The organism is Bradyrhizobium sp. CIR18 (genome assembly GCF_014198295.1).
GTDB lineage: Bacteria > Pseudomonadota > Alphaproteobacteria > Rhizobiales > Xanthobacteraceae > Bradyrhizobium.
In genome coordinates this window covers 647,220-673,370 of the sequence record NZ_JACIHF010000002.1, presented here as the reverse complement: position 1 = coordinate 673,370, position 26,151 = coordinate 647,220, and the positions used below count along the sequence as shown (strand labels likewise).

Annotated in this window: 25 protein-coding genes and 2 pseudogenes; 13 read left to right on the top strand and 14 right to left on the bottom strand. The window is 62.1% G+C overall.

Annotated elements, in window-relative coordinates; translation table 11 throughout:
- Positions 1-10 precede the first annotated feature (10 nt).
- From GGD65_RS11765 to GGD65_RS11750, 4 genes are read left to right on the top strand one after another with little or no spacing between them, the layout of a single operon-like run.
- Positions 11-1,300, top strand: a complete 1,290-nt coding sequence (locus GGD65_RS11765; protein ID WP_018319238.1) for an acyl-CoA dehydrogenase family protein — start codon at positions 11-13, stop codon at positions 1,298-1,300.
- Between the two features lie 2 nt (positions 1,301-1,302).
- The gene (locus tag GGD65_RS11760; protein ID WP_183235354.1) at positions 1,303-2,838 is read left to right on the top strand and encodes a class I adenylate-forming enzyme family protein; all 1,536 of its coding nucleotides are present in this window, start codon (positions 1,303-1,305) and stop codon (positions 2,836-2,838) included.
- Complete coding sequence (locus GGD65_RS11755; RefSeq protein ID WP_183235353.1) at positions 2,835-3,923, top strand: NAD/NADP-dependent octopine/nopaline dehydrogenase family protein; 1,089 nt, start codon at positions 2,835-2,837, stop codon at positions 3,921-3,923. The genes GGD65_RS11760 and GGD65_RS11755 overlap by 4 nt, the downstream gene beginning before the upstream one ends.
- Positions 3,924-3,926: 3 nt before the next feature.
- Complete coding sequence (locus GGD65_RS11750) at positions 3,927-4,919, top strand: 3-hydroxybutyryl-CoA dehydrogenase (RefSeq protein WP_183235352.1); 993 nt, start codon at positions 3,927-3,929, stop codon at positions 4,917-4,919.
- Here GGD65_RS11750 and GGD65_RS11745 read toward each other — a convergent pair.
- From GGD65_RS11745 to GGD65_RS11720, 6 genes are all read right to left on the bottom strand, one after another.
- Positions 4,916-5,962, bottom strand: a complete 1,047-nt coding sequence (locus GGD65_RS11745) for a peptidase M29 (protein ID WP_028142594.1) — start codon at positions 5,960-5,962, stop codon at positions 4,916-4,918. The genes GGD65_RS11750 and GGD65_RS11745 overlap by 4 nt on opposite strands.
- A 37-nt stretch (positions 5,963-5,999) precedes the next feature.
- A complete protein-coding gene (locus GGD65_RS11740; protein WP_183235351.1) occupies positions 6,000-6,764 on the bottom strand; it encodes an ABC transporter permease in 765 nt (254 codons plus the stop codon).
- Positions 6,764-7,549, bottom strand: coding sequence for an ABC transporter permease (locus tag GGD65_RS11735; RefSeq protein ID WP_018319232.1), 786 nt, complete (start codon positions 7,547-7,549; stop codon positions 6,764-6,766). Before GGD65_RS11735 ends, GGD65_RS11740 begins: the two co-directional genes overlap by 1 nt.
- Complete coding sequence (locus tag GGD65_RS11730) at positions 7,546-8,391, bottom strand: ABC transporter ATP-binding protein (protein WP_179735670.1); 846 nt, start codon at positions 8,389-8,391, stop codon at positions 7,546-7,548. The genes GGD65_RS11735 and GGD65_RS11730 overlap by 4 nt, the downstream gene beginning before the upstream one ends.
- 116 nt (positions 8,392-8,507) lie before the next feature.
- A complete protein-coding gene (gene ilvD, locus GGD65_RS11725; protein WP_183235350.1) occupies positions 8,508-10,202 on the bottom strand; it encodes a dihydroxy-acid dehydratase in 1,695 nt (564 codons plus the stop codon).
- A gap of 80 nt (positions 10,203-10,282) precedes the next feature.
- A complete protein-coding gene (locus GGD65_RS11720) occupies positions 10,283-11,266 on the bottom strand; it encodes an ABC transporter substrate-binding protein (protein WP_026202149.1) in 984 nt (327 codons plus the stop codon).
- A gap of 168 nt (positions 11,267-11,434) precedes the next feature.
- Here GGD65_RS11720 and GGD65_RS11715 point away from each other — a divergent pair, with 168 nt between their 5' ends.
- The gene (locus tag GGD65_RS11715) at positions 11,435-12,343 is read left to right on the top strand and encodes an NAD(P)-dependent oxidoreductase (protein WP_183235349.1); all 909 of its coding nucleotides are present in this window, start codon (positions 11,435-11,437) and stop codon (positions 12,341-12,343) included.
- A gap of 25 nt (positions 12,344-12,368) precedes the next feature.
- On the opposite strand, the gene GGD65_RS11710 is transcribed toward GGD65_RS11715, so the two are convergent.
- From GGD65_RS11710 to GGD65_RS11685, 6 genes and pseudogenes are all read right to left on the bottom strand, one after another.
- A complete protein-coding gene (locus GGD65_RS11710) occupies positions 12,369-12,932 on the bottom strand; it encodes a flavin reductase family protein (protein WP_183235348.1) in 564 nt (187 codons plus the stop codon).
- Between the two features lie 9 nt (positions 12,933-12,941).
- On the bottom strand, positions 12,942-14,147 hold the full coding sequence (locus GGD65_RS11705; protein ID WP_018319226.1) for an acyl-CoA dehydrogenase family protein: 1,206 nt from the start codon (positions 14,145-14,147) through the stop codon (positions 12,942-12,944).
- Positions 14,148-14,301: 154 nt separating this feature from the next.
- Positions 14,302-15,570 (bottom strand): CaiB/BaiF CoA-transferase family protein, encoded by a 1,269-nt coding sequence (locus GGD65_RS11700; RefSeq protein WP_183235504.1) that lies wholly within the window; start codon positions 15,568-15,570, stop codon positions 14,302-14,304.
- 241 nt (positions 15,571-15,811) lie between these two features.
- A complete protein-coding gene (locus GGD65_RS11695) occupies positions 15,812-16,240 on the bottom strand; it encodes a GNAT family N-acetyltransferase (RefSeq protein WP_183235347.1) in 429 nt (142 codons plus the stop codon).
- Positions 16,241-16,301: 61 nt separating this feature from the next.
- The gene (locus GGD65_RS11690) at positions 16,302-16,601 is read right to left on the bottom strand and encodes a hypothetical protein (protein WP_092260851.1); all 300 of its coding nucleotides are present in this window, start codon (positions 16,599-16,601) and stop codon (positions 16,302-16,304) included.
- Positions 16,598-16,789, bottom strand: a pseudogene (locus GGD65_RS11685) (hypothetical protein); the annotation flags it as partial. The pseudogene GGD65_RS11685 and the gene GGD65_RS11690, both read right to left, overlap by 4 nt.
- Positions 16,790-17,312: 523 nt before the next feature.
- On the opposite strand from GGD65_RS11685, the gene GGD65_RS11680 reads away from it, so the two are divergent.
- The 3 genes from GGD65_RS11680 (at position 17,313) to GGD65_RS11670 (ending at position 19,707) form a co-directional block, all read left to right on the top strand.
- Entirely contained in the window at positions 17,313-17,513 is a 201-nt protein-coding gene (locus GGD65_RS11680) for a hypothetical protein (RefSeq protein ID WP_179735684.1), read from the top strand.
- A 72-nt stretch (positions 17,514-17,585) separates the two neighbouring features.
- The gene (locus GGD65_RS11675) at positions 17,586-17,930 is read left to right on the top strand and encodes a response regulator (protein WP_183235346.1); all 345 of its coding nucleotides are present in this window, start codon (positions 17,586-17,588) and stop codon (positions 17,928-17,930) included.
- A gap of 241 nt (positions 17,931-18,171) precedes the next feature.
- A complete protein-coding gene (locus GGD65_RS11670; protein WP_183235345.1) occupies positions 18,172-19,707 on the top strand; it encodes an FAD-dependent monooxygenase in 1,536 nt (511 codons plus the stop codon).
- A gap of 121 nt (positions 19,708-19,828) precedes the next feature.
- Here the strand turns inward: GGD65_RS11670 and GGD65_RS11665 are convergent, their stop codons facing one another.
- Positions 19,829-20,581 carry a hypothetical protein gene (locus tag GGD65_RS11665; protein ID WP_183235503.1) on the bottom strand — a complete coding sequence of 251 codons (753 nt, stop codon included), beginning with the start codon at positions 20,579-20,581 and terminating at the stop codon, positions 19,829-19,831.
- Between the two features lie 492 nt (positions 20,582-21,073).
- Here GGD65_RS11665 and GGD65_RS11660 point away from each other — a divergent pair, with 492 nt between their 5' ends.
- The 5 genes and pseudogenes from GGD65_RS11660 to GGD65_RS11640 all read left to right on the top strand — a co-directional run bounded on the left by GGD65_RS11660 (position 21,074) and on the right by GGD65_RS11640 (position 23,946).
- Positions 21,074-21,244: a hypothetical protein gene (locus GGD65_RS11660; protein ID WP_177237327.1), complete on the top strand. Its 171-nt coding sequence runs from the start codon at positions 21,074-21,076 to the stop codon at positions 21,242-21,244.
- 125 nt (positions 21,245-21,369) lie between these two features.
- Positions 21,370-21,807: a nuclear transport factor 2 family protein gene (locus tag GGD65_RS11655; protein WP_092260841.1), complete on the top strand. Its 438-nt coding sequence runs from the start codon at positions 21,370-21,372 to the stop codon at positions 21,805-21,807.
- Between the two features lie 135 nt (positions 21,808-21,942).
- Positions 21,943-22,359 (top strand): hypothetical protein, encoded by a 417-nt coding sequence (locus tag GGD65_RS11650; RefSeq protein ID WP_183235344.1) that lies wholly within the window; start codon positions 21,943-21,945, stop codon positions 22,357-22,359.
- Positions 22,360-23,080: 721 nt separating this feature from the next.
- A pseudogene (locus GGD65_RS11645) lies at positions 23,081-23,197 on the top strand (hypothetical protein); the annotation flags it as partial.
- Between the two features lie 197 nt (positions 23,198-23,394).
- Positions 23,395-23,946 carry a hypothetical protein gene (locus GGD65_RS11640; RefSeq protein WP_183235342.1) on the top strand — a complete coding sequence of 184 codons (552 nt, stop codon included), beginning with the start codon at positions 23,395-23,397 and terminating at the stop codon, positions 23,944-23,946.
- A gap of 252 nt (positions 23,947-24,198) precedes the next feature.
- Here GGD65_RS11640 and GGD65_RS11635 read toward each other — a convergent pair whose 3' ends face one another.
- A complete protein-coding gene (locus GGD65_RS11635) occupies positions 24,199-25,827 on the bottom strand; it encodes a hypothetical protein (RefSeq protein WP_183235341.1) in 1,629 nt (542 codons plus the stop codon).
- Positions 25,828-26,151: the final 324 nt, after the last annotated feature.

Genomic DNA, 26,151 nt, shown 5'->3' with positions numbered 1-26,151 from the left:
TGACTGCGCAATGACCATGCAAGTCAGCAAGACGATCGGCACGACCGACAAGGTTGCACTGGATGCGCCGATCTTCGATCCCGTTGCATTCCGCCTCGGCGACGAGCAGGCCGGCATCATCACCCGCGCAAGGGAGATCGGCCAAAGCGTGTTCGCCGCTCGCGCTGCGACCTACGATCGCGAGGCGACCTTCCCGATCGAGAATTATCGCGACCTGCACCGCGTCGGTCTGCTCGGCATTGCCGTGCCCAAGAAACATGGCGGGCTCGGCGCGAACTACCAGACCTATGCTTTGGCGGCTGCCGAGATCGGCCGCTATTGCGGCGCGACCGCGCTGACCTGGAACATGCACGTGTGCTCGACCCTGTGGTCGGGGCCGCTCGCCGACGATCTCGACATGGACGCGGACACCCGCGCCGAGCACGAGCGGCGGCGCGCGGTTCACTACAAGCGCATCGTCGAGGACGGTGCGATCTATTCGCAACCCTTCTCCGAGGGCGGAGCGGCCGCCGCAGGCGGTGTCGCCTTCGGCACGGAAGCAAGGCCCGTCGAGGGCGGCTGGATCGTCAACGGCAAGAAGATTTTTGCATCGCTCTCCGGCCACGCCGACTATTACGGCGTGCTCTGCACCGAGATCGAGGAAGGCGAGAAGGCGTCTCGCCGCAACACGCTTTACCTCGCGATATCAGCCAAGTCCGAAGGCGTCTCGGTCGTCGGTGACTGGGACCCGCTCGGCATGCGCGGAACGGTTTCACGGACGCTTCTGTTCAAGGACGTGTTCGTGCCGACCGACTCTGCACTGATGCCGCGCGGCGTCTATTTCCAGGCCGCGATGCGCTGGCCGCACATGTTCCTGACGTTGTCGCCGACCTATATGGGCCTGGCTCAAGCCGCCTATGACTTCACCGTGCGCTATCTGCGCGGCGAAGTGCCGGGCATGCCGCCGGTCAAGCGGCGGATGTATCCGACCAAGCAGATCGCGGTCGCGCAGATGCAGATCAAGCTCGAGCAGATCAAGGCGATCTGGTTCCAGGCCGTCACCGAAGCCTGCGCCAATCCTAGCAAGGAGCAGGTGCTGCGGGCCTACGCCGCGCAATATTCGGTGATGGAGGGTGCCAACGAGCTCGCCGCGCTCGCGATCCGCACCTGCGGCGGCCAGGCCATGCTTCGCTCGCTGCCGCTGGAGCGGATCTATCGCGACAGCCGCTGCGGCTCGCTGATGCTGCCCTGGACTGCCGAACTCTGCCTCGACCGGATCGGACGCGAGGCGCTGTATGAGACCGGCGAGACGGACGACTGACGGTGGACCTCTGCAGTCTGATCGATCGCAACGCGGCGTTCGCGCCAGACAAGACAGCCATTGCCTTCGAAGGGGAACGGCTGAGCTATGCGGCGTTCGCCGCACGCATCGAACACACCGCGACGGCATTGAAGCAGGAGCTCGGCGTCGGCCGCGGCGACCGCGTCGCCATTCTGAGTCTGAACCGGCCGGACTATCTGGTTCTGCTCTACGCCTGCGCGCGACTTGGCGCGATACTTGTGCCGCTGAACTGGCGGCTCGCGGTCGCCGAGCAGCTCTTCATCCTCACCGATGCGGGCGCCAATGTGCTGGTGCTCGAGCAGGCATTTGAGGGCGTTCTTTCCGGGCTCGCCCGGACCGCGCCGGGGGCTGCCGTCGTCGGCCTCGACTTCGCACCGCCCCGCGGCACGACATTCGAAAGCCTGCTGGCGCGCAGCGACGGCAGCAGCCGAAATCCGCACACCGATCTCTCCTGCCCGCTGCTGATCGTCTACACGTCGGGGACAACCGGGCGGCCGAAGGGCGCAGTGCTGCGCCAGGAGGCGCTGTTCTGGAACGGTGTCATGAGCCAGCACATGCACAACATGTCGTCCGACGATCACGTGCTGACCGTGCTGCCGTTCTTCCACGTCGGCGGCCTCAACATCCAGACCACGCCGGCACTGCAGCTTGGCGCGAGCGTCACGGTCCACGCGCGCTTCACGCCGGATACCGCGCTCGCGACCATCGAACAGGAGCGGCCGACACTCACGGTCATGGTGCCTGCAATCATCCAAGCGGTGAGCGAACATCCTGCCTGGGCCGCCACTGATCTTTCGTCACTCAAGGCCGTCGCCACCGGCTCGACCATCGTGCCGCCGCATCTGATCGAACGTTTCGTCGCGCGCGATGTCCCGGTGCTTCAGGTCTACGGCTCGACGGAAACCTGCCCCATCGCGATCTATACGCGCCTCGGCGGCGACCTCTCGCGGGTGGGATCGACCGGACTCGCCGGCCTGTGCTGCGAGGCAAAGATCATCGATCAGGCTGGCAACGAACTGCCGGCGGGCACGCCGGGCGAAATCGCGGTGCGCGGTCCCAATGTGTTCTTCGAATATTGGGGCAATGCGGACGCCACGCGCGATGCGTTGCACGACGGCTGGTATCGCACCGGCGACATCGGCCTGTGCGACGCCGACGGCTATTTCTGGGTCCGCGACCGCAAGAAGAACTTGATCATTTCAGGTGGAGAAAACGTCTATCCGGCCGAGATCGAGCGCGTCCTGCTCGAACATCCTGACGTCAGCGAATGCGCCGTGATCGGCCGGCCGGATCCGCGCTGGGACGAGGTGCCGATCGCTTATGTGATACGGAGATCCGGCTCCCGGCTCGAAGCGGATGAACTCAAGACACACATCCAGACGCAACTGGCCCGCTACAAGGTGCCACGCGATATCGTCTTCGTCACCGACCTGCCGCGCACCGCGCTGGGCAAGGTCCAGCATTTCCTGCTGAAGCAGCTCGATGCGCAGTCGCTCGCGCAAGGAGAAGCATCTTGAAGATTGCAGTTCTGGGTGGGGGAAACGGCTCCTTCGCGGCCGCGGGCGATTTTGTGCTGTCGGGGCATGAAGTGCGGCTCTGGCGCCGCGATGCCGGTCAAGTCGCGGCACATCGCGCCGCCGGCTCGCGCATCCTGGTCAAGGATCACAACGGCCGCCACGACGTCAAGCTCGCGCTGGTCACGACCGACATCGCCGAAGCTGTCAACGGCACCGAGCTGATCCTGTGCCCCGCGCCTGCCTTCGCGCAGACCGATATCGCTCGCCTGCTCGCCCCGCATCTGCGGGACGGTCAGGTCGTATTTCTGCCGCCAGCGACATTCGGCTCGATGATCTTCGCAGAGGCCGCGCGGGAAGCTGGGAACCAGGCCAAGGCAAGCTTTGCCGAAACCGGCACATTGCCGTGGCTCACCCGCAAGCACGGACCGTTCGAGGTCGCGATCACCATCCGCGCCAAACGGCTTCCAGTCGGCGTGTTCCCGCTCGACCGGGCACCGCATGCGCTCGAGGTCATCGGACGCGCTTTCCCCGATACGATCGAGCCGTGCGGAGACGCGCTGTCCGGTGCGCTGATGAATGCAGGGCCGATCATCCATCCGCCGCTGATCGTGATGAATGCAGGTCCAATCGAACATTTCGAGCGCTGGGACATTCACAAGGAAGGCACGCAGGCCGCCATCCGCCGGGTGACCGACGCGCTTGATGCCGAGCGGATTGCCGTACGCGAGGCGCTCGGCTACGGCGCACCGCATTTCCCGCTCGCTCATCACTATGCGAAAGAAGGCGAGATCTGGATGTATGGCCGCGGCTCGCACGACCGGCTGACGGATTCCGGCGACTGGCGCGAGCGGATCGTGCTGACGGAGCACCGCTATATGCGTGAGGACCTGCGGCTTGGGCTGTCGCTGCTGGTCTCCGCTGCCGGCCTGGCCGGCGTGGCCACGCCGCTGGCGAAAGCTTTTCTGGCGATCGGTGGCGCGATTTGCGGCGAGAACTTTGCGCGAGGTGGCCGCACGCTCGAGATGCTGGGGCTTGGCAAGCTCAGCAAGGCTGAATTGCAGACGTTGCTTCGCAATGGATTTTGACCGATGACCAATCGCGCCGATATCGTCTGTCTGGGGGCTGGCCGCATGGGGCGCGGCATTGCCGTCGCTTTCGCCTACGCTGGGCATCAGGTCACGATGATCGACGTCAAGGCGCGCTCCGCGGAGGAGTTTGCCAAGCTGGAGGCGGACGCGCTCGGCGAGGTCGCGAAGACCTTTGCCAGCCTGTCCAAGCTGGGGCTGCTGACGGAGGCCGATGTCGATCCGCTCGTCGCGCGCGTCTCGGTGGTGCCCGCCAGCCAGAGCGGGGCAGCACTCTCCGAGGCCGGTATGGTTTTCGAAGGGGTTCCGGAGGTCGTCGAGCTCAAGCGCGAGGTGCTTGGGTCAGCCTCACGGCAGGTCCGACCCGACACGATCATTGCATCGACGACGTCGACCATCCTCGTCGATGATCTCTCCGGCGCGATCGTGAATCCTCGCCGCTTCCTCAACGTGCATTGGCTCAACCCAGCCTATCTGATTCCGCTGGTCGAGGTTTCGCCCGGCAAGGCCACCGATCCGGCAATCGTCGCCGAGGTCAAGGGACTGCTCGAAGGCATCGGCAAGGTCCCGGTCGTCTGCGCGGCGACGCCCGGCTTCATCGTTCCGCGCATCCAGGCGCTGGCGATGAACGAGGCCGCACGCATGGTCGAGGAAGGCGTCGCCAGTGCCGAGGAGATCGACAAGGCGATCCGCTACGGTTTTGGCTTCCGCTACGCCGTACTCGGACTGCTCGAATTCATCGACTGGGGTGGCGGCGATATCTTGTACTACGCCAGTCGCTATCTCGAAGGCGCGCTTGGCAGCGACCGTTACCGCGCGCCGGACGTCATCTCACGCAACATGCATGAAGGTCGGATCGGGTTACGCACGGGTGCCGGCTTTCTCGACTATTCGGGCATGGACGTTGACGCCTATCGCGTAAAGCGGCTTCAGGCCATGGTGGATCTGCTGCGCCATTTCGACCTTGCGCGTCCACCCGTGCTCGACCGCAATTAGCCGAAGACGTCCTGCAACACGCCTTCGCGAACGACCGCGACGCCATCGAGCTCGATGGTCGTTCCCATCATCGGCAGGTCGAAATGCCCCGCCGTGTAGCGGCCGGCGAACTCGTTCGCGCCGGTCGAGAACAGGAAATTGCCGGAGACGGCCCGAATCTCGGTGCCGTTGGTGTCGCGCTGGTCGTACATCGAAAGCGCTTCATAGCGCGCACCGGGGTTCATGCCGAAGCCGACATGCGACACGGCATATGCCTCGCGATCGCCCCAGGCGGCGAGATAGGCGCGCATCATGGCGGCATCCGTGCCTTCGCCTTCCAGCTCGACGACATAGTCGTCCTTCAACGTCATCTTCACAGGTGACGTCAGGTAGCGCTTGAAGGTGAGATTGATGTCGCCCGGCGCCATCACCAGCGTGCCGTTGATGGTCCCGCTCTTGGGGAAGCTGACGACGATTCCGCCTGGCCAATGCGCCAGCGTGCCGGGCTTGTCGGTCCAGCCCCAGACACCGACCGTGGACGCTCCGACCATGTCGACATCGAGCGCGGTGCCGGCCTTCGAGGTCACCCGCATCCGCTTGGTCCCGCGCAACATCTTGGCCGCCGCACGAACGCGCTTCTCGAGCGCAGGATCCGGCACCATCCGCTCCAGCGCTTCGGGATGCTCGTTCGAGATCACCAGGATCCGCGCGCCGGCCTTGAGGATCTCCGGCGTCTCCACCGCGTGCATCAGGCCCTCGATGGTGCAATCCACCACGAAGCCGGCCTGCTGAAGCGCGGTGATGACCGGCCCAAGCTTCTGGATCGCCTCGCTCGCCCCCGTTGAGCGAACCGGAACGATATTGCGGTTGCGCGGTGTGGGCATCACCACGTGAAACGGCCGTGCGCCCATGCGCAGCAGCGCGAGCTCCGCGAGATGCACATTCAACGCACGCGACTGGGTTTCCGACAGGATCGCCGCGGTATCGCCGGCCTTGACGGCGCAACGTTCAAAGATCTCGCAAAATGCGTCGATCCATTTTGCCTCGATGCGATCAGCCAGCACGGTTCACTCCCGGTCCCCTGGTTTCTTCTTGGTCGGTTCACGCCTCGGGAAAGCCCCGCAGCAGGTACGAGCGCAACGCGCCGAGGAGGCCATTCAAGATCAGGCCCAGCAGCGAGATCGTGATCAGCGGCACGAACATGTCGACGGCCTGGAAGGTTCGCGCCGCGGTCACGAGCGCGTGCCCCAATCCGTCCGTCGACGTGATCATCTCTGCCAGAAACACCACGATGCAGGAAATGACAAGCCCGATCCGGCATCCGGTCAGGATCGACGGCATCGCCGCCGGCAGCACCACCTTGAAGAGGATTTCGTAGCGCGGCGTTCCCGCCGCCATCGCCGACCAGATCAGCTTCTGTTCGACGGTCGACGCGCCGTAATAGGTCGAGAGCAGAATGGGAAAGAGCGCGTCCGCGGCTACCAATGTGATCTTCGACCCGTGGCCGAATCCGAGCAAGAGCAGGAGTGCCGGATAGAGCGCGACCTTGGGCAGCGGCGCCAATACGCGGACGATCGGCCGAACCACGGCATTGATCGCCGGATTGGCGGCGGCGGCAATGCCGATACTGACACCCAGCACGACCGCAATCGCGAAGCCGGCAAACAGCCGGATCAGGGTTGCGGCGATCTCCTGCTGAAACGTCCACGTCACGAGTTGCTGGAGCAGCCGGCTGAAGACGAAGCCCGGCGGCGGCAGCAAGACCGCGGGCGCGAAGCCGAATGACACCAGGCCTTGCCACAAGGCGATGACCAGCACGATCGGGGCAATGCCGAGAAGGACGTTTGCGGAGAGAAAGCGCGACATCACGAAAAACTCAGCGGCATGTCGAACTGAGGCTCGGACCAACGCACGAGTCTGGCCCGAACCCTTTCAAAAATCGCGTCGAGACAGATACCCATCGCGCCCACGATGATGATCATCGCAAAGACGGTGTCGTATTGGCCCATGTCGAGCGCATTGAACAGGATATTGCCGGCGCCGGACTGGCGGGCGATCATCTCACTGGTGATCATCGTGATCAGCGCCAGCACCAGTCCCGTGCGGCAGCCGGTCAGGATCTCCGGCAGCGCCGCGGGCAACACGATCCGCACCAGGCGTTGTGCCGGCGAAAGCCCCATCGCGGCACCTGACCACAGCATCTTCTCTTCGACGGCCTTGGCCCCCTCGAAGCTGTGATAGATCACGGGAAGGCTGACGCCCAGGAAGATCACCAATGTCTTGGTGACGTCGCCGACGCCCAGCCAAAGCATGATGATCGGCATCAATGCCGCCTTCGGCACCGGATAAATGACCATCAGGAGCGGATTGAAAAAGGCCGCGACACCGCGGCTGCGTCCCATCAACAGGCCCAGCGGAATCGAAACCAGCACCGCCACACCGAACCCTATCGCCATGCGGCGAAGCGAGGCCAGAATGTTGATCAGGGATTCCTTGTCGCCAAGAATATCCGGAATTGCCCGGATCGCATCGATCGCCGTCGGGAAGCTGTCGTTCTTGAGCGCAAGCGATGCAACCTGCCACACGGCCAGCAACCCGATGCAGGCCAGCACCGGAGCGGCCCGTCTGATCAAGGTGGCCGACGACATCATGATGCCGGCCCGGCTTCGTCGCTTTCATCGAACATGCGCTCGATATCGACGACGTACTTCTGATAGCGGGGGTCGAGCAACAGTTCGTTGCGGCGGCGCGGTCGCGGCAGATCGATGTCGATCACCTCGCGGATGCGGCCGGGCGATTTCGACATCATCACGACTTTGTCCGAGAGAAAGACGGCTTCGTCGACCGAATGGGTGACGAACAGCACCGTCTTGCGGTCGCGCTCCCAGATGTTGAGAAGGTCGTTCTGCAGCCGCGTCCTAGTGTGCGCGTCGAGCGCACCGAACGGCTCGTCCATCAACAGCACTTCCGGATGGTAAGCGAGCGTCCGCGCCAACGCCACGCGCTGCTTCATGCCGCCCGACAATTCCTTGGGATAGAAGCTCTCATAGCCCTTGAGGCCAACCATCTCGATCAAGGCCCGGCTTTGCGCTTCCGCCTCGGTGGCGCGCACTCCTTGCTGACGCGGGCCATACATCACGTTGCCCAGCACGGTCTTCCAGGGAAACAGCGCAAATTCCTGGAACACCGGTCCGCGATCCGGACCGGGACCCGTGATCGCATGTCCCTTGATCTTCGCCGAGCCGCTGGTCGGACTGACAAAACCGCCGACGATATAAAGCAGTGTCGACTTGCCGCAGCCGGACGGCCCAAGGATGGAGACGAAGGCGCCCTCCTCGATCGTCAGCGAGATCTCGGAAAGCGCCACATGATCCTTGCGCGCCGAAGTCTGAAAGACCTGCGAGACGCGGTCTATCTCGATGATTGCAGAAGCCGGCTCTTGTGATCTCACCGGTCTCACCCATTCGCTCGATCTCGCAGGCACTACCGTCATCCCATCTCACTCGCGCGAACATTTCCCGACGAACCTGCTGAACGTTCTCCGCCAGCGGCACGAGCTTAGCAAGAAACCTGCCAGACAGGCGGTCGATTTCGCACCCGTGCGGTGCGTCATTCGAACCACGGCCATTCTGCCGGGCCTTCATGCGTCACGGCTCCGCCCGGCGCTTGCCCAACCAGTCGCGCATACTTTGCGAGCGCGCCCGCACGGTGACGCGGCGGACGTTGCTTCCAATCTCGTCGCCGCGCGGTGAGTTCCTGCTCATCGAGCAGCACATCCATCCGCCGGTTTGCGGCATCGATCCGGATCCTGTCACCGTCGCGAACGAGCGCCAGCGGACCACCAACAAATGCTTCGGGGGCCACGTAGCCGATGCACATGCCGCGGGTCGCGCCGGAGAACCGGCCATCGGTGATCAGGGCGACCTTTTCGCCCATGCCCTGCCCGTAGATCAACGCGGTGACGCCGAGCATCTCGCGCATGCCGGGGCCGCCGACCGGCCCCTCATTGCGGATCACGAGAACCTCGCCCGCCCTATAGCTGCGGTCACGAATCGATGCGACGCAGGCTTCCTCGTCCTCGAAAACGCGCGCCACGCCTTCGAAGAATTGACTCTTCAAACCGGCGACCTTGATCACCGCACCGTCGGGACAAAGATTTCCCTTCAGCACCGCCACGCCGCCGTCAGGCATGATCGGCGCGCCCGCCGCGTATACGACTTCTCCATCGGGCGCGTTGGCGGCGCCATACTCTTCGGCAAGCGTCCGGCCGGTGATGGACAGGCAGCCGCCATCGATGTGCCCGCTCTGGATCAGCTCACGGATCACGACCGCCGCGCCACCGATGTCGTAGACATCCTTTGCGGTGTATTTGCCCCCGGGGCGCAGATTTCCGATCAACGGCGTCCTGGCGAAGACCTCGCCCACATCATCGATTGTGAATGCAATGCCGGCCTCGTTCGCGATCGCCGGCAGATGCAGCGCGGCATTGGTCGAACCACCCGTCGCCGCAACGATCGCCGCGCCGTTCTCGAGGGACTTCCGCGTCACGATGTCGCGAGGCAACGGCCCGCCGCGTTCCAGCATCTCCATGATCAGGCGTCCGGCGCGCCGAGATATCTGCGCACGCTCGGCATAGATACCGGGCACCATCGAGACGTTGGGGATGGTCAGGCCCATCGCCTCCGAGACCATTCCCATGGTGTTGGCGGTGAACTGGCCGGCGCACGCGCCGATCGTCGGCAAGCAGGCACGCTCGATCCGCTCCAGCGTGGCGCCGTCGATCTCACCCGTCATGAAGCTGCCAACGGCCTCATAGGAGTCGAGCACCGTCAACGTGCGCCCGTCCACGCGGCCCGGCAGCGCGCTGCCGCCATAGATGAAGATGGAGGGCACGTTGCAGCGAACCATGCCCATCATCACACCGGGAAGCGTCTTGTCGCATCCGCCGTATCCGATCAGCGCATCGTAGGCCAGACCATGGACGACGGCCTCGATCGAGTCGGCGATCAGTTCACGCGAAAACAACGAGAACTTCATTCCCTCGTGGTTCATGCTGATGCCGTCAGAAACCGACACGGTCGAGAATTCACGCGGCGTGCCGCCGGCCTCCTCGATGCCCGTTTTGGCCGCGGCCACCTGAAAATCGTGGGTCATGTTGCAGGGCGTCTGCTCGCCCTTCATGCTGACAACGCCCACCATCGGCTTGGCAATCGCAGCGTCGTCGAGCCCCATTGCGCGCATGAATGCGCGGTGCGGGGCCCGGTCGAGACCGTCAGTCGTGACTCGTGATCGCAGCTTCTTCATACGTGCATCTTCTTCGTGCCTCGTCCCGGATGACCCGGGACGCCCGCGAGCACGTGGCTCGGATCACCCGCCTGGTGGCCTTACTGCAGCGGCGCGACGATCGTCGGATGCTTGAACTGCGCGACATCCAGCTTCGGCAGCATTCCGGTCTCGGCGTAGATGTCCAGCATCTTCTGGATTGCCGGGAAGTTCGGCGCCGCGCCTGGATCACGGCCGAAATCGTTATCCTTGAGCAGGTAGGTCTCGAGCACCGGGAGCGGCGCCTTCAGCACTTCATTGACGACCTTGAGAGTCTCCTCGCGGTTGGCCAGCGCCTTTTTCATGCCCGAGGTGATGTCACGGACATAGGTCTTGACCAGTTCCGGGTTCTTGTCGACGAAATCGGCACGGCAGGCTTCCAGGATATGCACGATGTTCGGCATGGCCTGGGACAGCGAGAAGAGCTTCCTTGTACCGCCCTTTGCCTCCGCCCGCGCGGCGAACGGCTGGTTCATATTCACCGCATCGACGCGGCCTTGGCGCAGCGCATCCTCGGAGACGGCAAAGCCGACCTCGACCAGCTTGATATCCTTGGCCGGATCGACGCCATTCTGCTTCAGGAGCAGGTTGAACGGGCCTTGCGTGCCGCCGCCAATCACGGAAATGCCAACCGTCTTGCCCTTGAGGTCGGCAATCGTCTTGATCGGCGAGTCATCCATCACTGCCCAGTAGACCGAGAAGCCGCCGGGCTTCTCGAACACGTGCTGCGCCACGATGTAGGCTTTGAGATTGCCGCCGACCACGCCATTGGCGAGGGAGAGCGGCGCCTGCGTCGCGCAGTCCAGCGCACCGGCTGCCAGGGCCTGCGTCATAGGCGCGGTGCCCTGGAATTGGGTCCATTCGATATTGTACGTCTTGCCGATACTGGGAAACTCAGCCGGGCGGCGCATCATCCAGTACTTCGATTCCTCGGCCGGGATCGTCCAGCCGACGCGGATCGTCTGCTGCGCCCATGACGGGCTTGCCCCCGCGCTCACGGCCGCTGTCGCCCCCAAAGCCAGGATCCATCTCGAAACGGTTCGCATCGTGCCCACTCCGCTGCTCCGGCGCCGACCGGCGCCACCCAACCCCGACCGGACTCAAATCTTTCATGGTTCAAACAATCAGGCAAGCCATGCGAGCCCGGCGGTTTTGCCGTCCGATACGCAATGTATGGTAAAGCCACGTCGCGCTGCGGCAGAAGGAGGCAACCTATGGCTGATGCGAGCAAGGCAAACCCGCAAGGCGTCGAGAGGCTCGGCTATCTCGGCCTTGGCCTGATGGGAACGCCGATGACCCGACGCCTGCTCAAGGCCGGCTATCAGGTCACTGTCTGGAACCGTTCGGAGGGCAAGGTGGCTCCGCTCGCCGAGGCCGGAGCCCGGCGCGCAGCCACGCCTCGTGATCTCCTGACGAACGCCGATATCGCCTTCATGTGCGTGACGGATGCCGCGGCTGTCGAGGAGGTGATCTTCGGGCCTGAGGGGCTCGCGGCAGCGCCCGGCGCAGGCAAGCTTGTCGTCGACTTCTCATCGATACATCCCGACGCCGCCCGCGATCTGGCAAAGCGATTGAAAGCCGCCAATGGCGCCGGCTGGATCGATGCACCGGTTTCCGGCGGAACGAAGGGCGCCGAGGAAGGCACCCTTGCAATCATGGCCGGCGGGGAAGCAGACGAGATCGAGAGGGTGCGCCCCTACGTGCAGGCCATGGCGCGCAGGTTCACCCACATGGGCCCGACCGGCGCCGGCCAGACCACGAAACTCTGCAATCAGGTGATCGTGGGATGCGCGATGGCCGTGCTGGCAGAAGCCGCGCGCCTGGCCGTCAACGCCGGTATTGACGCCAATCGCCTGCCCGAAGCGCTCGCCGGCGGCTTCGCGGACTCGATCCCGCTTCAGCTTTTCGTGCCCAGAATGGTCCAGGGCATTCACTCGCCCCCGCTCGGTCATATGGCCACGATGCTCAAGGATCTCGATACGGTCGCCGACGTCGCGCAGGCAACGTCGACGCCGGTGCCGATGGCCACGCTTGCGGGCCAACTTTTCCGGCTCGCGAAGGCCGCACGCGGCGCGGAAGCGGACGCGCTGGAGATTTACAAGCTTTCAGCGGCAGAGCGCTAAGCTGTCGAGCGCGATCTGAAGCACGTCAAGGCGACGTCTTGCGCTCGTCATCTGCGAGGAACCGGCCGAACGTCCCCTGCGCGAAGAGCAGCGGCTCCTTCGCACCGTAGGTATAGGCCTCGACCGCGCCGAGAAAGATCACGTGGTCGCCGCCATAATAGCGATTCACGGAGCGGCATTGAAAGTTGGCGACGCTCTCCGCAAGCACCGGCGCTCCGCCGAGGCCCGGCGCCCAATCCACACCTGTGAACTTGTCGTCCGACGATTTGGCGAATTTTGCCGCAAGCGCCTGCTGCGAAGCGCCAAGCACGTTGACGGTGAAATGGCTGGCGTTCTGGAAGATGGTCAGACTAGAGGAATAGACGACCAGGCTCCACAGGACCAGTGGAGGGTTCAGCGAGACGGAGGCGAACGAATTACAAGTCAGTCCGTAGGGCTTGCCGTCAGGCGCTGCGGCCGTGATGATCGCCACGCCCGTTGCATAGGTTCCGAGCGCGTTGCGAAAGTCGCGAGGATCGATCGACGAGCTGTCGCTCGCGAACTCGTTGGCGGGATCGGGAGCGCCGGGCTGCTGCGGCAGATCATTCATCGGCCGGCCTCAGAGCGTGAGATTTTCGGACGGCAGGCCCAGCGCCACCCGTCCATAGTTGGTCCCGGCCGCATCGAAGTTGAACGCGAGATGCGAGTTGATCGCGTGCGCATCGCGGAACTGCCGCTGCAACACGCCGGTCGTGAACAGACCGCGCGCGCCGCTCGCGGCAAACAGCATCGAGACCGCGTCCGTGCACAGGTTCACCGAAAAAGATCCGTCGCGCCGATAACGGGTCTTGGTCGCCATGCCAGGGATGTGACCAAGCCGCGCATCCTCCATGGCATCGAGGCACGCCGACCGCATGATCAGGCGCGCGGCGTCGATCTTCGCCGAGGCCTCCGCGATCTTGATCTGGGTGCTTTGAAAATCGCTCAATTTGGCCCGGTTGTAGGTTGAAATACGATGACGTGCGACCTCCGTATAATCGTCGAGGCAGGCTTGCGCATTCCCCAGCGCGACACCGGAGAGGACGTATGGAAACAGCGAGAACACGGGCAGCGTATAAAGCGGATTTGGATTGACCGTGCTTCCCGGCGTCGGGCCGCCTGAGAGGTCGCCGACGGCGACTGTCATATGGTCAGCCACGAAGACATCCCTGACCTCCACGTCGCAGGACCCCGTCCCGCGCAGTCCCGCGACGTTCCAGGTGTCCAGCACGCTGTAATCGCCTTTCGGCAGCAGAAAGATGCGATACTCGATGCCGTCCGCCTCGTCGTCGGAATAGACCACGCTTGCAAGCATGTTCCATTCGCAGGAGGCAACGCCGGAGGAGAATGGCCAGCTGCCGCGCAGCTGATAACCGCCCTCGACTCGCGTGGCGCGTCCGGCGGGAAAAATGAACGAGGATGCGATCAGCGCATCCGGATCACGGCCCCAGACCAGATCCTGCGCCTTTTGCTCGAACATGCCGAGCATCCAGTGGTGGCTCGCCAGATTGGCGAGATTCCACGCTACCGACGCATCCGCCTGTCCGAGCAGCTCAGCGCAGTCGACAAGAGCGACATAGTCGAGCTCGGCACCGCCGATCCGTGCCGGTTGAAGCATCCGGAACAGGCCGGCTTCATGGAGGTCCATCTCGGTTTCCGACGGGAGATGCCGCAGCTCCTCCGTCCGCGCCGCCCGCTCTCGTAGTCTCGGCACGAGGGCCCGGGCCTTCGCGATCATCGCCGCATAGGCGCTTTCGCCGGCTTCCGGCCCGGTGGGCTGACCCATGCTCGGCTTTCGACCAGGCGCCATTCGTGTCCCTCACTTTGGCGTATTTATGCGGCCGGCCCCTTACCAAATCAAGTCAATGCGGCAGGCATCATGAAGGCATCGATTCCGATGCCTTCATGATGCCTCTTGCCAGCGGACTAACGGCTCCGGCTTAAACCGGAGTCGAAGGCTTGCCCGAGCCAAAGACGCCCCTCCGGGTAAACTCCGCGATCCGATGCTCGTCATAACCGAGCATGCTGCGCAAGACGTCCTCGGTATGCTCGCCTAACAGAGGGGCCGCAACGGGATCGATCGCGCCGGTCAGGCTCATGGTAATCGGCGGCTCGATGTTGGGTACCCATTCCGCTGTACGGTGCGGAATGCGACTCAAGCGATGGCGCTCGCGAGCCTCTGGCGCATTGAACCCCTCCTCGACCGTCCGGAGATAGCCAACCGGAATATTGGCCAGCTTCATTTTCGCCATCCAGTTCTCGAGCGTATCGCTGGCAAAGACCTCTGCAATGGCTGCCCGCAAAAGCTCCTTGTTCTCGGAGCGGGCCTTGCGCGTGGCAAACTGCGGATCGGTGATGAGATCAGGCCGGTTCAGCACCTCGACCACGAGCCGGCGATACAGCCGATCGTTGGCGCAGGCCATGTAGAGCGGCCCATCGGAGGCCTCATAGACGCCGACGGTGGGAGACCCGCTCGGCGAATTGCCGAACCGGCCGGGGTTTTCGCCATTGATGAGATACGCCATGCCGTAAAAGCCGGTCATCCCTATCGCAACGTCGAACAAGGCGACTTCGACATGCTGCCCGCGACCGAGCCGGTCCCGCGCCAACAGCGCCATCAGGATGGCGTTACAGGCAGACATCCCCGTTGCCATATCCACGATGGGCGGCCCGGTACGAACCGCTGGGCCGTCGGCAAATCCGTTGAGCGACATGAAGCCGCTTTCCGCCTGCGTGATGGGATCGAAGCCGGGGCGCGAGGCGAACGGTCCGGAACGTCCGTAGGCGGAGATCGAGCAATAGACCAGCCGTGGATTGAGCGGGGCGACCGCCTCATAGTCGAGCGCGAACTTCTTCATGACCCCGCTCGAGAAATTCTCCACGACCACATCCGCCTTGCGGATCAGATCCAGCGCGATCTCACGGGCCTCCGGCACGGCAAGGTCGAGCGCAATGCCGCGCTTGTTGCGGTTCAGGCTGAGATAGGCGGCGCTTTCCCCGCCAATTTCGGCGTGCTCGTAGGCGCGCGTGTCGTCGCCGCCGTCGGGATTTTCGATCTTGATGACGTGCGCGCCAAAATCGGCGAGCGTCTGCGTGCAGGCTGGGCCGGCGACGACACGCGTGAAATCGATGACTAGCAGACCGTCGAGCGCACTCGGCCCTTCCGTCGCTCGCGACGAACGTTCCGGCAATTGAGGCTTGGTCGGCATCGATAGCGCTCCCTTACATCGGCTTGTGGTCGCCGAATTTCCTGCAGGAGCAAGCTTAAAGCCCGGCGCCGCCAACTTCGCAAGGGCCTCGCTCGCTTCACCTGAAACGCAAAAACGGCCCGGCAGCGTCAAGCTGCCGGGCCGTTAGATATTTGAGCGTATGGAGGCTGCGCGCATCTTGCGCAGCAATTCTAGTCTGAGAAGGTCACGTTCCGCATCACGGGAAAACCACTCCAATTGCTCAGCGCAGCCACTTTCGCCAATAAAGCGTATGCGACCAGGCCCAGGGCGATTCGGGCTCATACAGCCGATAACCCGCATGGATGAAATTGTTGGCAGATACCGGATTGTCCGTCGTATCGGAGACGATGCTGTCCCACCCGAGACGCCGCCCTCGTGCCTCGATCGCTCGCATCAGCCTGAGTTGAAGTCCCCGCCCCCAATGCTGCTGCAAGACCCCGACCCGGCAAAAATATCCGCTGTTTCGCGCATGTGTCGACGGCACAACGCCGGCGAAGGCCACCGCGTCATCATCATGATAGGCGAGCCACCACGTACCCGATTCGAACTGCGGCAGGGCCGCCCCACCGAAGAATGTCAGCCGGTGCAGATCGCCGAGAATCTCGGCAGTCTCATCATCGTCGGCATCGACGATACGAATTCTGTACATGGGATACCTATTGGCGGGGTAATCGGGAGCGCGCGACCTGCGACTCCGTAGCGGTCGAGGCTCACTTGCCCAGCACGACCTTGACACCGAGCCAGACCGCACCCATCAGACCGGTCGCAATGACTGTGATCACCGCCTTGAAGGTGTAGCTCTGCGCTTGTTCCACGCTCTTCCGCCAGCGCCGCAGGTGCTGGAAGTCAGCTCTGAGCTCTTTCCGGTCATCGTCTTCGATCCCGAACGAGGCCAGGACTGAGGCCACCGCCTTCAATACGATGGCATCGACGCTCTCCTGCTGAACTCGGTGCTGCTCGGCCAGTGTCTCCGCGACAATCGCCCGGATCTCCTCGTCTTGAATCTTCACCGCTTGATGATCCTCGCAACATTCTCGAAGCCGCGCTTGGCGAAATAGAAAGAGACGACCAAATTGGCCGTGATTGCCGCAAATCCCGCCAAAGCGTCAGTCGAGCCAAATCCAAGGACCTTGTCCCAGACCAGCAGCTTTGCGAAGTAGAGCGCCACGCAATAGCCCATCAGCTTGTCGGGCTCGTGAGCGCGAGCGACATCAGATAGGCAGTCATCATCCCTCCATAAGAAAGAAAATGCGCGGCAGATCGCGCCAGGCGAGGCGCGATCGTTTCGGGCGCGAACCCTATCTCCGTGTCTTCCGGAGACCGCAGCGGCGCGGGCAACTGGCCCCAGCGCCGCGGGCCGGCACGTTCGCGCGTGCACGGCCGGCAATGGTTCGGACGGCGGCGCGCCGATCGGCGCTCCAGGTTTGACGAGTGCGTGGCCGTAATGCGCCGCCGCCGTCCGATCTCGGAAACCGAGACGAAAAAACCCGCAGCGGATGTGCTCCGCGCGGGTGAACCAAACTCGTCTCGATGATGTCACTATGCCGGTGTTTTGCCCGACGTGTCAAAGCCCCGTTGAAATGAAACAGCCCGCTGCAGACATTCTCCGCGCGGGCTGAACCAAACTTCTTTCGATGATGCCAATATGCCAGTGTTTTGCCCGACGCGTCAAACGAACTTACCGGCCCGGCGAAAGTTAGCCGATCAGGAGGATCGGTGAGATGACATCTGAGAAGACGTCACCAGAGGCATCGCGACAATTGCCCGGAGCCAAGCCGCGCATCGACAAGGAGCGCGAGACGCAGGAGGCGATCATCGAAGACGCCGGCGAGACAAAGGAGAGCGACCGCGATCTCGTTCACGGCGATGGCGGCACCATCGACATTCCCGCCAAACCCGGTGATTTGTCGAAGGACGATTAGGCGGACCGGCGCCCGGGCGGGAACTTATCCGACGAGAGGCGCGTTGAATGCTTCGTCAGAAGGAACGTTCCTGTGAGCCGCACTGTCCTGGTTGTTGACGACGATCCCGCCGTCCTCGACGTGATCGTTGGCATGCTGGAAGATCTCGGCTGCGAGGTGATCAGCGCCCAAAGCGGCCTGGATGCACTCGAACGGCTCGAGCAGAACCAGGACATCTCCATCCTCATCACTGACATCAACATGCCGGGCATGGATGGTCATGAACTGGCCGAGCTGGCCAAGCGCGTCCGCCCGGAGCTGAAGATGCTGCAATTGTCGGGTCGCGAGCCCCGGCGCGGCGGCCTTCCGATGATCAGGAAGCCGTTTTCGTTCGAGGAGCTCGCCGACATCATGCAGCGGACCGCCGGGATCAGCTGACCATCCGATGCCCCAAAAGAAAACCCGCCGCAGATTGCTCCGCGCGGGCTGAACCGAACTCTTTCGATGATGCCTTTATGCCGGTGTTTTGCCCGACGTGTCAACGCGGCGAACGCGGAGGAGGAAGTCCCTCCTCCCAACTCGACATGTGGTGCGCAACGGGCTTGCTTCAAGTCCCCGCCTCTGCCGTAGAACCCCCGACCCGGGAAACATCCAGAGCAACCAGCCGAGGGGTCACGACATGCCTGTACTGCTTCCGACGTCCCGTTCACGCCGCCGGCCACAGGGAGCCGACGCGCGGAACCAGATGCCGCCCGACCACGCCGTGGTGATCGCAGGCGGCGGCCCGACCGGGCTGATGCTGGCCGCGGAGCTCGCGCTCGCCGATGTCGACGTTGCCGTCGTCGAGCGCCGTGCCGACCAGGCACTGGTCGAGACGCGCGCCGGCGGACTGCACGCACGCACGATCGAGATCCTCGATCAGCGCGGCGTTGCGGATCGCTTCCTGCGCGAGGGACAGATCGTCCAGCTCGCGGGCTTTGCCTGGACGCGGCTCGACATCAGCGACCTCCCCACAAGGCACGCTTACGGGCTAGCGCTGCGGCAGAACCACATCGAGCGCATCCTGGCGGACTGGGTCGAAGAGCTCGGCGTGCCGATCTATCGCAATGTCGAGCTCACGGGCTTCGCACAGGACGAAACCGGCATCGACGTGACGCTCGCCGGCGGCGAGACGTTGCGCGCAGATTATCTCGTCGGCTGCGACGGCGGTCGCAGCCTGGTGCGCAAGGCCGCCGGCATCGATTTTGCCGGCACCTCACCGACGCTCAGCAACCTCATGGCCGAGATCGAGATGCGCGAGGCGCCGGAATTCGGCCTGCGTCATGATGCGCTCGGCTTTCACGGCCTCAGCAAGACCGAGAGCGGCCGCGTGCTGGTCGTCGTGACGGAAGCAACACTCGCGCGCACCGGCGAGCCCTCCTTGCGCGATCTCAGCGACGCGCTCGTCGCGGTCTACGGCACCGATTTCGGTCTGCACAATCCCGCCTGGATCTCCCGTTTCACCGATGCGGCACGGCAGGCCGTGACTTATCGCAAGGGACGCGTGCTGCTCGCCGGCGATGCCGCGCATATCCATCACTCCGTCGGCGGGCAAGGCCTCAACCTGGGTGTGCAGGACGCCGTCAATCTCGGCTGGAAGCTGGCGCAGGTGGTGAAGGGCGTCTCGCCGGACAGCCTGCTCGACAGCTACCATGCCGAGCGCCATCCCGTCGGCGCGCGCGTGCTGCGCAACACCATGGCGCAGATCGCCCTGCTCCGCCGCGGCGACGACGGCCTCAAGGCCGCGCGCGACACCGTCTCCGAATTGCTCGGCATGGACGAGCCGCGCAAACGTTTTGGCGCCATGATGAGCGGGCTCGACATCGCTTACGATCTCGGCGAAGGCCACGCGCTGCTGGGGCGACGCATGCCGGATCTCGATCTGACAGCCGAAGGGCAGAAGCTAAAGCTGTTCACGCTGCTGCACGGGGCGCGCGGCGTGCTGCTCAATTTCGGCAAGCGAGGCGGCATCGACATCGGCCCCTGGAAGAACCGGATCGATGTCGTCGATGCCCGCACCGATTGCGTATGGGAGCTTCCGGTCATCGGCCAGGTCACTGCACCGGACGCAGTGCTGGTGCGGCCCGACGGGCACGTCGCGTGGGTGGGAGACGAGAGCCAGCGCGGGCTTGAGGAGACATTGCTGCGGTGGTTCGGACCGGCTGCGGCGGCGTAGCGCCCGTACTCCTGAATTGGGCGCTAGTTCGGCGGCCCCTGATGTCCGCTCGTCTCTCCAGACGAGCACAAACAGCGGACATCATCGAAGGTCGCCGATGGGCCAGTTGCGATCACCCTCCTTACTCGCGCGGAACTGCAGCAGCTTGATCGACGAGATTGGTATTGGCCGCAAGTTTATGCGAACGCGCAAAAACGATCCGAGACGTGGCAGGTATCTCGGCTTCGGCTCTACCGTCTTGGCCGATGAGGATCAATCCGGCGCCGCCATTTGCTACATTCAGAATAATCGGGTCCCCGCTCCAGGTCATGATCGGCTCCATTCCGATGATGAGGAACTCGCCCACGGGCTGGTCGAAATATTGGATGCGCAATTGTGGTCCGACCTCTGCCGGTGCGAGTTCAAAGCCGAGTTTTCGAGCCCGTGAGTAGAGGTCAGCTAACGTCACACGATCGCTCGTGAACCCAAGTTGCGTCGGGGAGACGAGTGCAAGCTCCATGTCTGTCTTCTGAGAAGCAGTAATAAAGGACGGTCGGGCAAGGATTTCGCCCGCTTGGCTGCCCACACTGCATCGCATGCTGTCCATTGCATCGCGCAGCTTAAGTGAGTCGGCGAACGTGCCTATTGCAATTGTCTTCCATATCGCAATGTCGCGCTCGGATTTAATAAGCCGTTGAGGCGCTTCGGACGCGCGTGTCTTGAATTTCAGCTGTCTCTCCAAAACATCGCGAGCTGCGCACTGGGCCTGCGCCGTACTGCTTGCGAGCTGAAGGATGCAAACTGAAAGGATTAAAACAACTAAGTAGTGGCACGCCGTGCTTCTGTTGTGACGATTGACTGAAGTGCATTGGGTTATGCTTTTTGGAATAGACATGGCGAAATCACTTTTTCGATCAAGCTGACAGAAAAAGCCCGCCTCCGAGTCAAGGGGAAGAACGGAGGGAAATGACGTCCATGAACATTCCCCGGCCGCTTTTGAAATGCGTCCGGAGGCGGGGCCTATGGCTTCAAGAATTCCAATTTCCAAATTGCAGGCTGCAGTCCGTAAGCCTGATCAAGCCTGCCCATCAGAACTAAGGCACGATGTGAATGAAGCATAGCAATGTGGTTGCATCCGCTCAATATGCCAAAAGTCTGCTACGGATCGTTAGCGCGGCTTGGAAGGTCGGCCGGTTGCTTCCGGTCTACCCCAACGAGTCGACAACTGGGGACGCCGCCCGAACCTCGCCTTCGGTCCAGAAGGCGAATTACTCCGGTGATAAGCGCGGGGATTTCCGGCCCAGGCAGTATGTGCGCCGTCGCTCTCTCCCATTTGTCAACGTGGCTGACGGTAATCGCCCGGAATTGCTGTTGCGCGAACTATTGGATGGAGTCTTCCGGCACCAGCCATGATGAACGTGTCTTCGTAAAACTGGTCGTGGTGGTGAAGTTCGGCGCATGTGTGACCGGCTGCATTAGCGGTGTCATGGCGCGCGATATGGACTTCGAGGTGAACGGCGCCGTTGAAGTTACCATCGCCTGCACCTCTTCCCTATGAACCAATGGCCGGCCGCGCGCGACCGGCGACGGTGTCGTCATGCTGGCGGGCGCGCAGCCGCGGCAGACGATTGGACTGATGATCTGATCAATCGGAAAAGGAATTATCCAACAGAGGAGTATCCTATGAAGTTGGCTCAAATATCAGCGCTAGTCATTTGTCTGCTCGGCGCGCCGGGAATTTCGTTGGCCGCGGACGCCAAGGGGGACGTGCAGCAGGCTTACGCCGCTTGGGATGCCGCATTCAACAAGCACGACGCGAAAGCCATCGGCGCTTCCTATGTCGCGACGGCAAAATTGATGCCGCCCACACATCAGGTGGCGTCAGGTCCGGCTGAGATCGAGAGTTTCTTTGCCGGTCTCTTCGCGAACGGTGTGACGGGTCACAAGTTGGAGATGATCGACGTCGGCGGAGACGACAAGGTTGTATTCGGCACAGCAAAGTGGAGTGCCACGGGGAAGGACAAGGAGGGCAAGCCATCTCCGTTGGGCGGTTTGGCGATGCACGTATTCGAACGCCAGGCCGACGGCTCGCTCAAATTGAGGCTGCAAACATTCAACTAAAGCGGTCGAAGCTTCATCGGTCCGGTGAGGCGGCAGCCTCACCGGACACCAAGGGCTACTTGTCCCGGTGCGGCGCCTTGAACCTTCGTGCGGTTCCGATGACCCACGCACGTGGGCAGGGAAACGGAGGTTTCCATGACCAGTTCCAATGGACGCCAAGTGCAGTTTAATCGGTTGATGGTAGCACGCACGGTGGGATTGTGTGCGGTCACAGCTTTCAGCATCAACACAGCCTATTCACACGACCTGATGCGACCAGAACTGAACGCTTGGTTCAAAAGTCTCAAGAACAAGGCAGGTGAGCCGTGCTGTGATGGAGGGGACGGCCAATATGCGGAGGCCGAGTGGGATACAGCAAAGAATGGCTATAGAGTCCTTCTGAAAAATCCGCAGCGGCCAAGCGAACGCGGGCAATGGTTTGACGTGCCAAACTCTGTCGTGCTCAACCGGCAGAACCTCAGCGGCAGGGCGATGGTTTGGTGGTGGCCAACCTACGCCGATGGAAGAATGACTCCTTTGTGGCGCTGCTTCATTCCCGGACCGGAGGGATGATCCTCCTCCCTTGGCAAACATAGCATTTTTAAGTCCGCTACGAGTCAGAAGCAGTAATGCTATGGCCGACTAGAAGATCTCGGGAGCATCGAATCTCCGCGTGCTCTGTCAATGTCGGTAAGCATCAAACTGGACGGTTTTCCCGAAACCCTTACTTGGGTGGGTGCAAGCCCGGCGAGGTCAACCAATCGCTTAGATGCGTGCCGGTCTCAGCAATCCTGGCTCGCTTAAGCAAGCCCTCACGTTCCTTGCCAGCGGGCAAGTGGCTGGCCCGCTCTTTGAGCTTAATGGCCTGTTCGGCCATTCGTTCTTCAAGGGAGCGGGTTTGCTTCACTCTTTTGCGGCGATCTCCCATGGCGCAGCCCCTCGAAAAGTTACCGACAACTCCAAAACTGGAAAAGGTAAGGCCGGTTCCCATACCGGGTAAGCCTAGTCCATCGGATATACAAATTGAGAATGGCGGTAAGTCCGATATGGGTCATTAGCGCCGCTTGGAAGGTCGGCCGGTTGCTTCCGATCTAACCCAACGAGCCGACAACGGAGGACGCCGCCCGAACCTCGCCTTCGTTGCTTACCAGGCGCGGGACCGAACGGGCGAAAGAACTCGCGCCAACCGGGTTGTACGCTCGCCCCTTTGTCCAACGCGCTGACATTCGTTCTGTTAGCGCTTGTGATGTACATTGCCTACACCCACCATCTATCGCCGGTCTCGCCCTTCACCGCGCCGCTCGCAGTGCTGGTGCGGCCCGACGGGCACGTCGCCTGGGTGGGAGACGAGAACCGATCCGGGCTCGACAAGGCATTGATGCGGTGGTTCGGACCGGCTGCGGCGGCGTAGCGCCCGCTCCTGAATTGGGCGCCTAGGCGGCCCCAGATGTCCGATCGTCTCTCAGAGAGCACAAACAGCGGACATCATTGAAGCTCGCCGATGGGCCAGATGCCGACGTCAGCTGTATGTCAGCCGGATTTGTTAGAGGTGTTATCTTCGGGTCGGCGTCTGATATGGCGTACTGCCAAGCCTGTGAAAGTTGCTTCGTGAAAGACGTGACTTTAGATCTCATGATTGATCTGGCGAAAGGCCCTGTTTCGATTAGATCGCAGGGCTTCTTTGCATTTGCCTTTAGATTTGTTGTCCTTCTCGGTCTCACCTGCGTCCTTGGCCTCGCCGCTGTTGCAAACTCACATAGTGGTGGTCTGCGCGCTATTTGCATCCTCGGCGCTTCTGCAGGGGTGTTCTTGCTCCTGTCAAGCTCCCTCGCAATTCGCTTCTACGCAAAAGGGCTTCCAGAACTAACGTTGACCTCAGAGGGCTTTATCTATCATCCGGTCTCGCCAACGCTGGTGCGGTGGGCAGACGTGATATCTTGCTCTGTGACAGCTATGGGACCAACGTCGTCCGCGAAGACTTTAGTGATCGTCCTGAAGCCTGGCATCATTGAACATCTCGAAATGCCTCGTCTCATGCGTTTGATGTATCTTCGTCAAAGCAGGTTTATGATCGGCGACGTTGACACGCCGATACATGAGTTAGCTGAGGTATTCGAACGGCAGCGTAAGATTGTGCAGGCTGCAAACACCAAAGTATGAAACGAGGGTCCGCTTTGGGTCAGAAGCAGTAATGCTCTAGCCGACTAGAAGATTTCCGCTTGGCCCTCATAAACAGACATTCTTTTTATGAATACACGGCCTACGGCACGGAACGTCTCAGCGATAAGAAAGTCCGCGGCACCCCGCAGGCTCGATCCGAACTCTTCCGATGATGCTATTCTGCGGGTGTTTTTGCCCGACGTGTCAAACGAACGATCCGACGGCATACTCACCGCTCCGCAACCTCAACCTCTACTCTGGTCGAAGCAACGGCCGAATCCACCGCGAAAACCACTCCTCAGCGTCACTATGCGGATTGCCTGGACCGTCCACTCCGAAGATCGGGGGTGGAATGACGTAGCTCGGCTCGTCGGCGAAGAGACCGATCGGCTTGCTGGGTTGCGGTTGCGCGCTGCCAGTGGTCGCCACGGTCCAGTTGCCGAACCGCTCGTTGAATTCCGTGGAAGGCAGCAGATACGGGACCGGCGCACTGCCGGACGTGAACACGCTGCCCGCGTTGGACTCATTGACGCGGGCGAGGCGCCGAACGTTTTCGGGCGCGACCGATCCGCCTGCAGGAGCGTCTGGTAATCTATCCACGTTTGCCGGCTTGGCAGGTACAGTGCCGCCTGGCGTGCCGGCCCAGCTGCCAAAGCGATCTGCAAAAGTGGTAGCGCGAGTCTCTGGATCGATCGAGGAAGCTCCGCCCACCTGCCGCCCAAATGTCGATGAAGCCGAAGAGCCGCGGCCACTGGCCGCGCTGTCGACGTTGAGTCCATTGCCGATGATGTTGAGCGGCGGCGCTCCTGTCGAGAACACTCCTCTGCTGGGAGCGGCGGCGCCTGTCATCGTGCCGGAACTGCTTTCCCCCGCAGTGGCAGCGCGCGTTAGCGCCAAGGCGCCCCCTATGGCAAGCAGCCAAGCGGGAATGGAGGGAGCCGCTATGCCGACAGCCGCCGCTCCAGCCAACCAAGGAAGCGCATTGTGCGCCACGGATGTGCCGCCGGCCAATGGGTTCTCGTAGAAGGGATGCGGCGTTCCGCTAGCCAGATCGTATTTAAAGATGAAGGGATCCTGAGGGACCGCCGTGGTGGGAGGTAGTTGTTCAAAACCTTGAGGATTGATCACCGGAAATCCTGATACTCCCAACGTGGGAAGCGGATTACTTGGCGTAAATCCTTCCGGTCGATTCAGACCTTCTGTTGAAGGCGGGATAAAGCCGGGCAGTCGTACGTCGGCCGCGGGGGCGGCAAAGCCAGGCAGATCAGGGACAGGCCCAACAGGGGAGAAATGCTGCGAAATCCCTGAACTGGAGCCATATCTCTTCAAGAGCTCGATCTTGTCGGCGAGACTGAGGCCGCCGTCCGGCAAGAGGATGGGCGCACGCAGGGCGCCGTCCCATTGGCCAGCCGCATGGAGTTGGTCGACAGTGTCCTGCATCTGCTGAATGCTGTCCTGATTGTCTTTGGCATATGTCCTCCGGTTTGCGTACCAGTCTTCATTATTCTTGTTCGCTTCCTCCTGTGTCCTTCCCGAAGGTGTATTGGCAAGTAGATGCCCCCTTGCAAGCGCGTGCTTGGCCGCCGCGAGAAAGCCACTCATCTCGGCGTCCAGCTGATCAAGAGCAGCAGTGTCGCCTTCCTGAGCGGCAACAAAGGATGGGTGCTCCTGGAGTTCACCAAGAAACTTGCAAAATACTTTCCTGTAACTGCCGAGATGGCCGCCCGTATGAGGGCTTGATCCCAGCCCTTGAGCTGCTTTTTGATTTGATGGCAGGCTCATCAAATTCTTGATGCCATCGAGCCTGAAACGATCACCCAAGACCTTGAGTGTGACGTGGCCGGCAAGCTCCTGTAGCAAGATGTGATGGGTTTGTAACATGCTACCCTCTGGCATTGCGCCAATGCAATCATCAGCGGCGCGCCGAAACCTTCGGTGCCCGCATGCGAGGAGAAAAATTGAATCGCGAGGTTTGCCCGCGTGCCTGTGTGTTCTGACGGGCGAAGCGGCAGCTAGCGGCCAATGGCGACGCCGTGAATGACGACGGTCCGCTCAATGCAATTGCCTGAAGTAGGCCTCTGCAACGACGTGGGCTAACAATGCCTAGCTGCTACGGAAACGAGCCAATAAAAAAGGCTCGCGAAATACCGCGAGCCGACTTCTCTAGACCATACTACTCTGCCGGTGTTTTGCCCGACGTGTCAA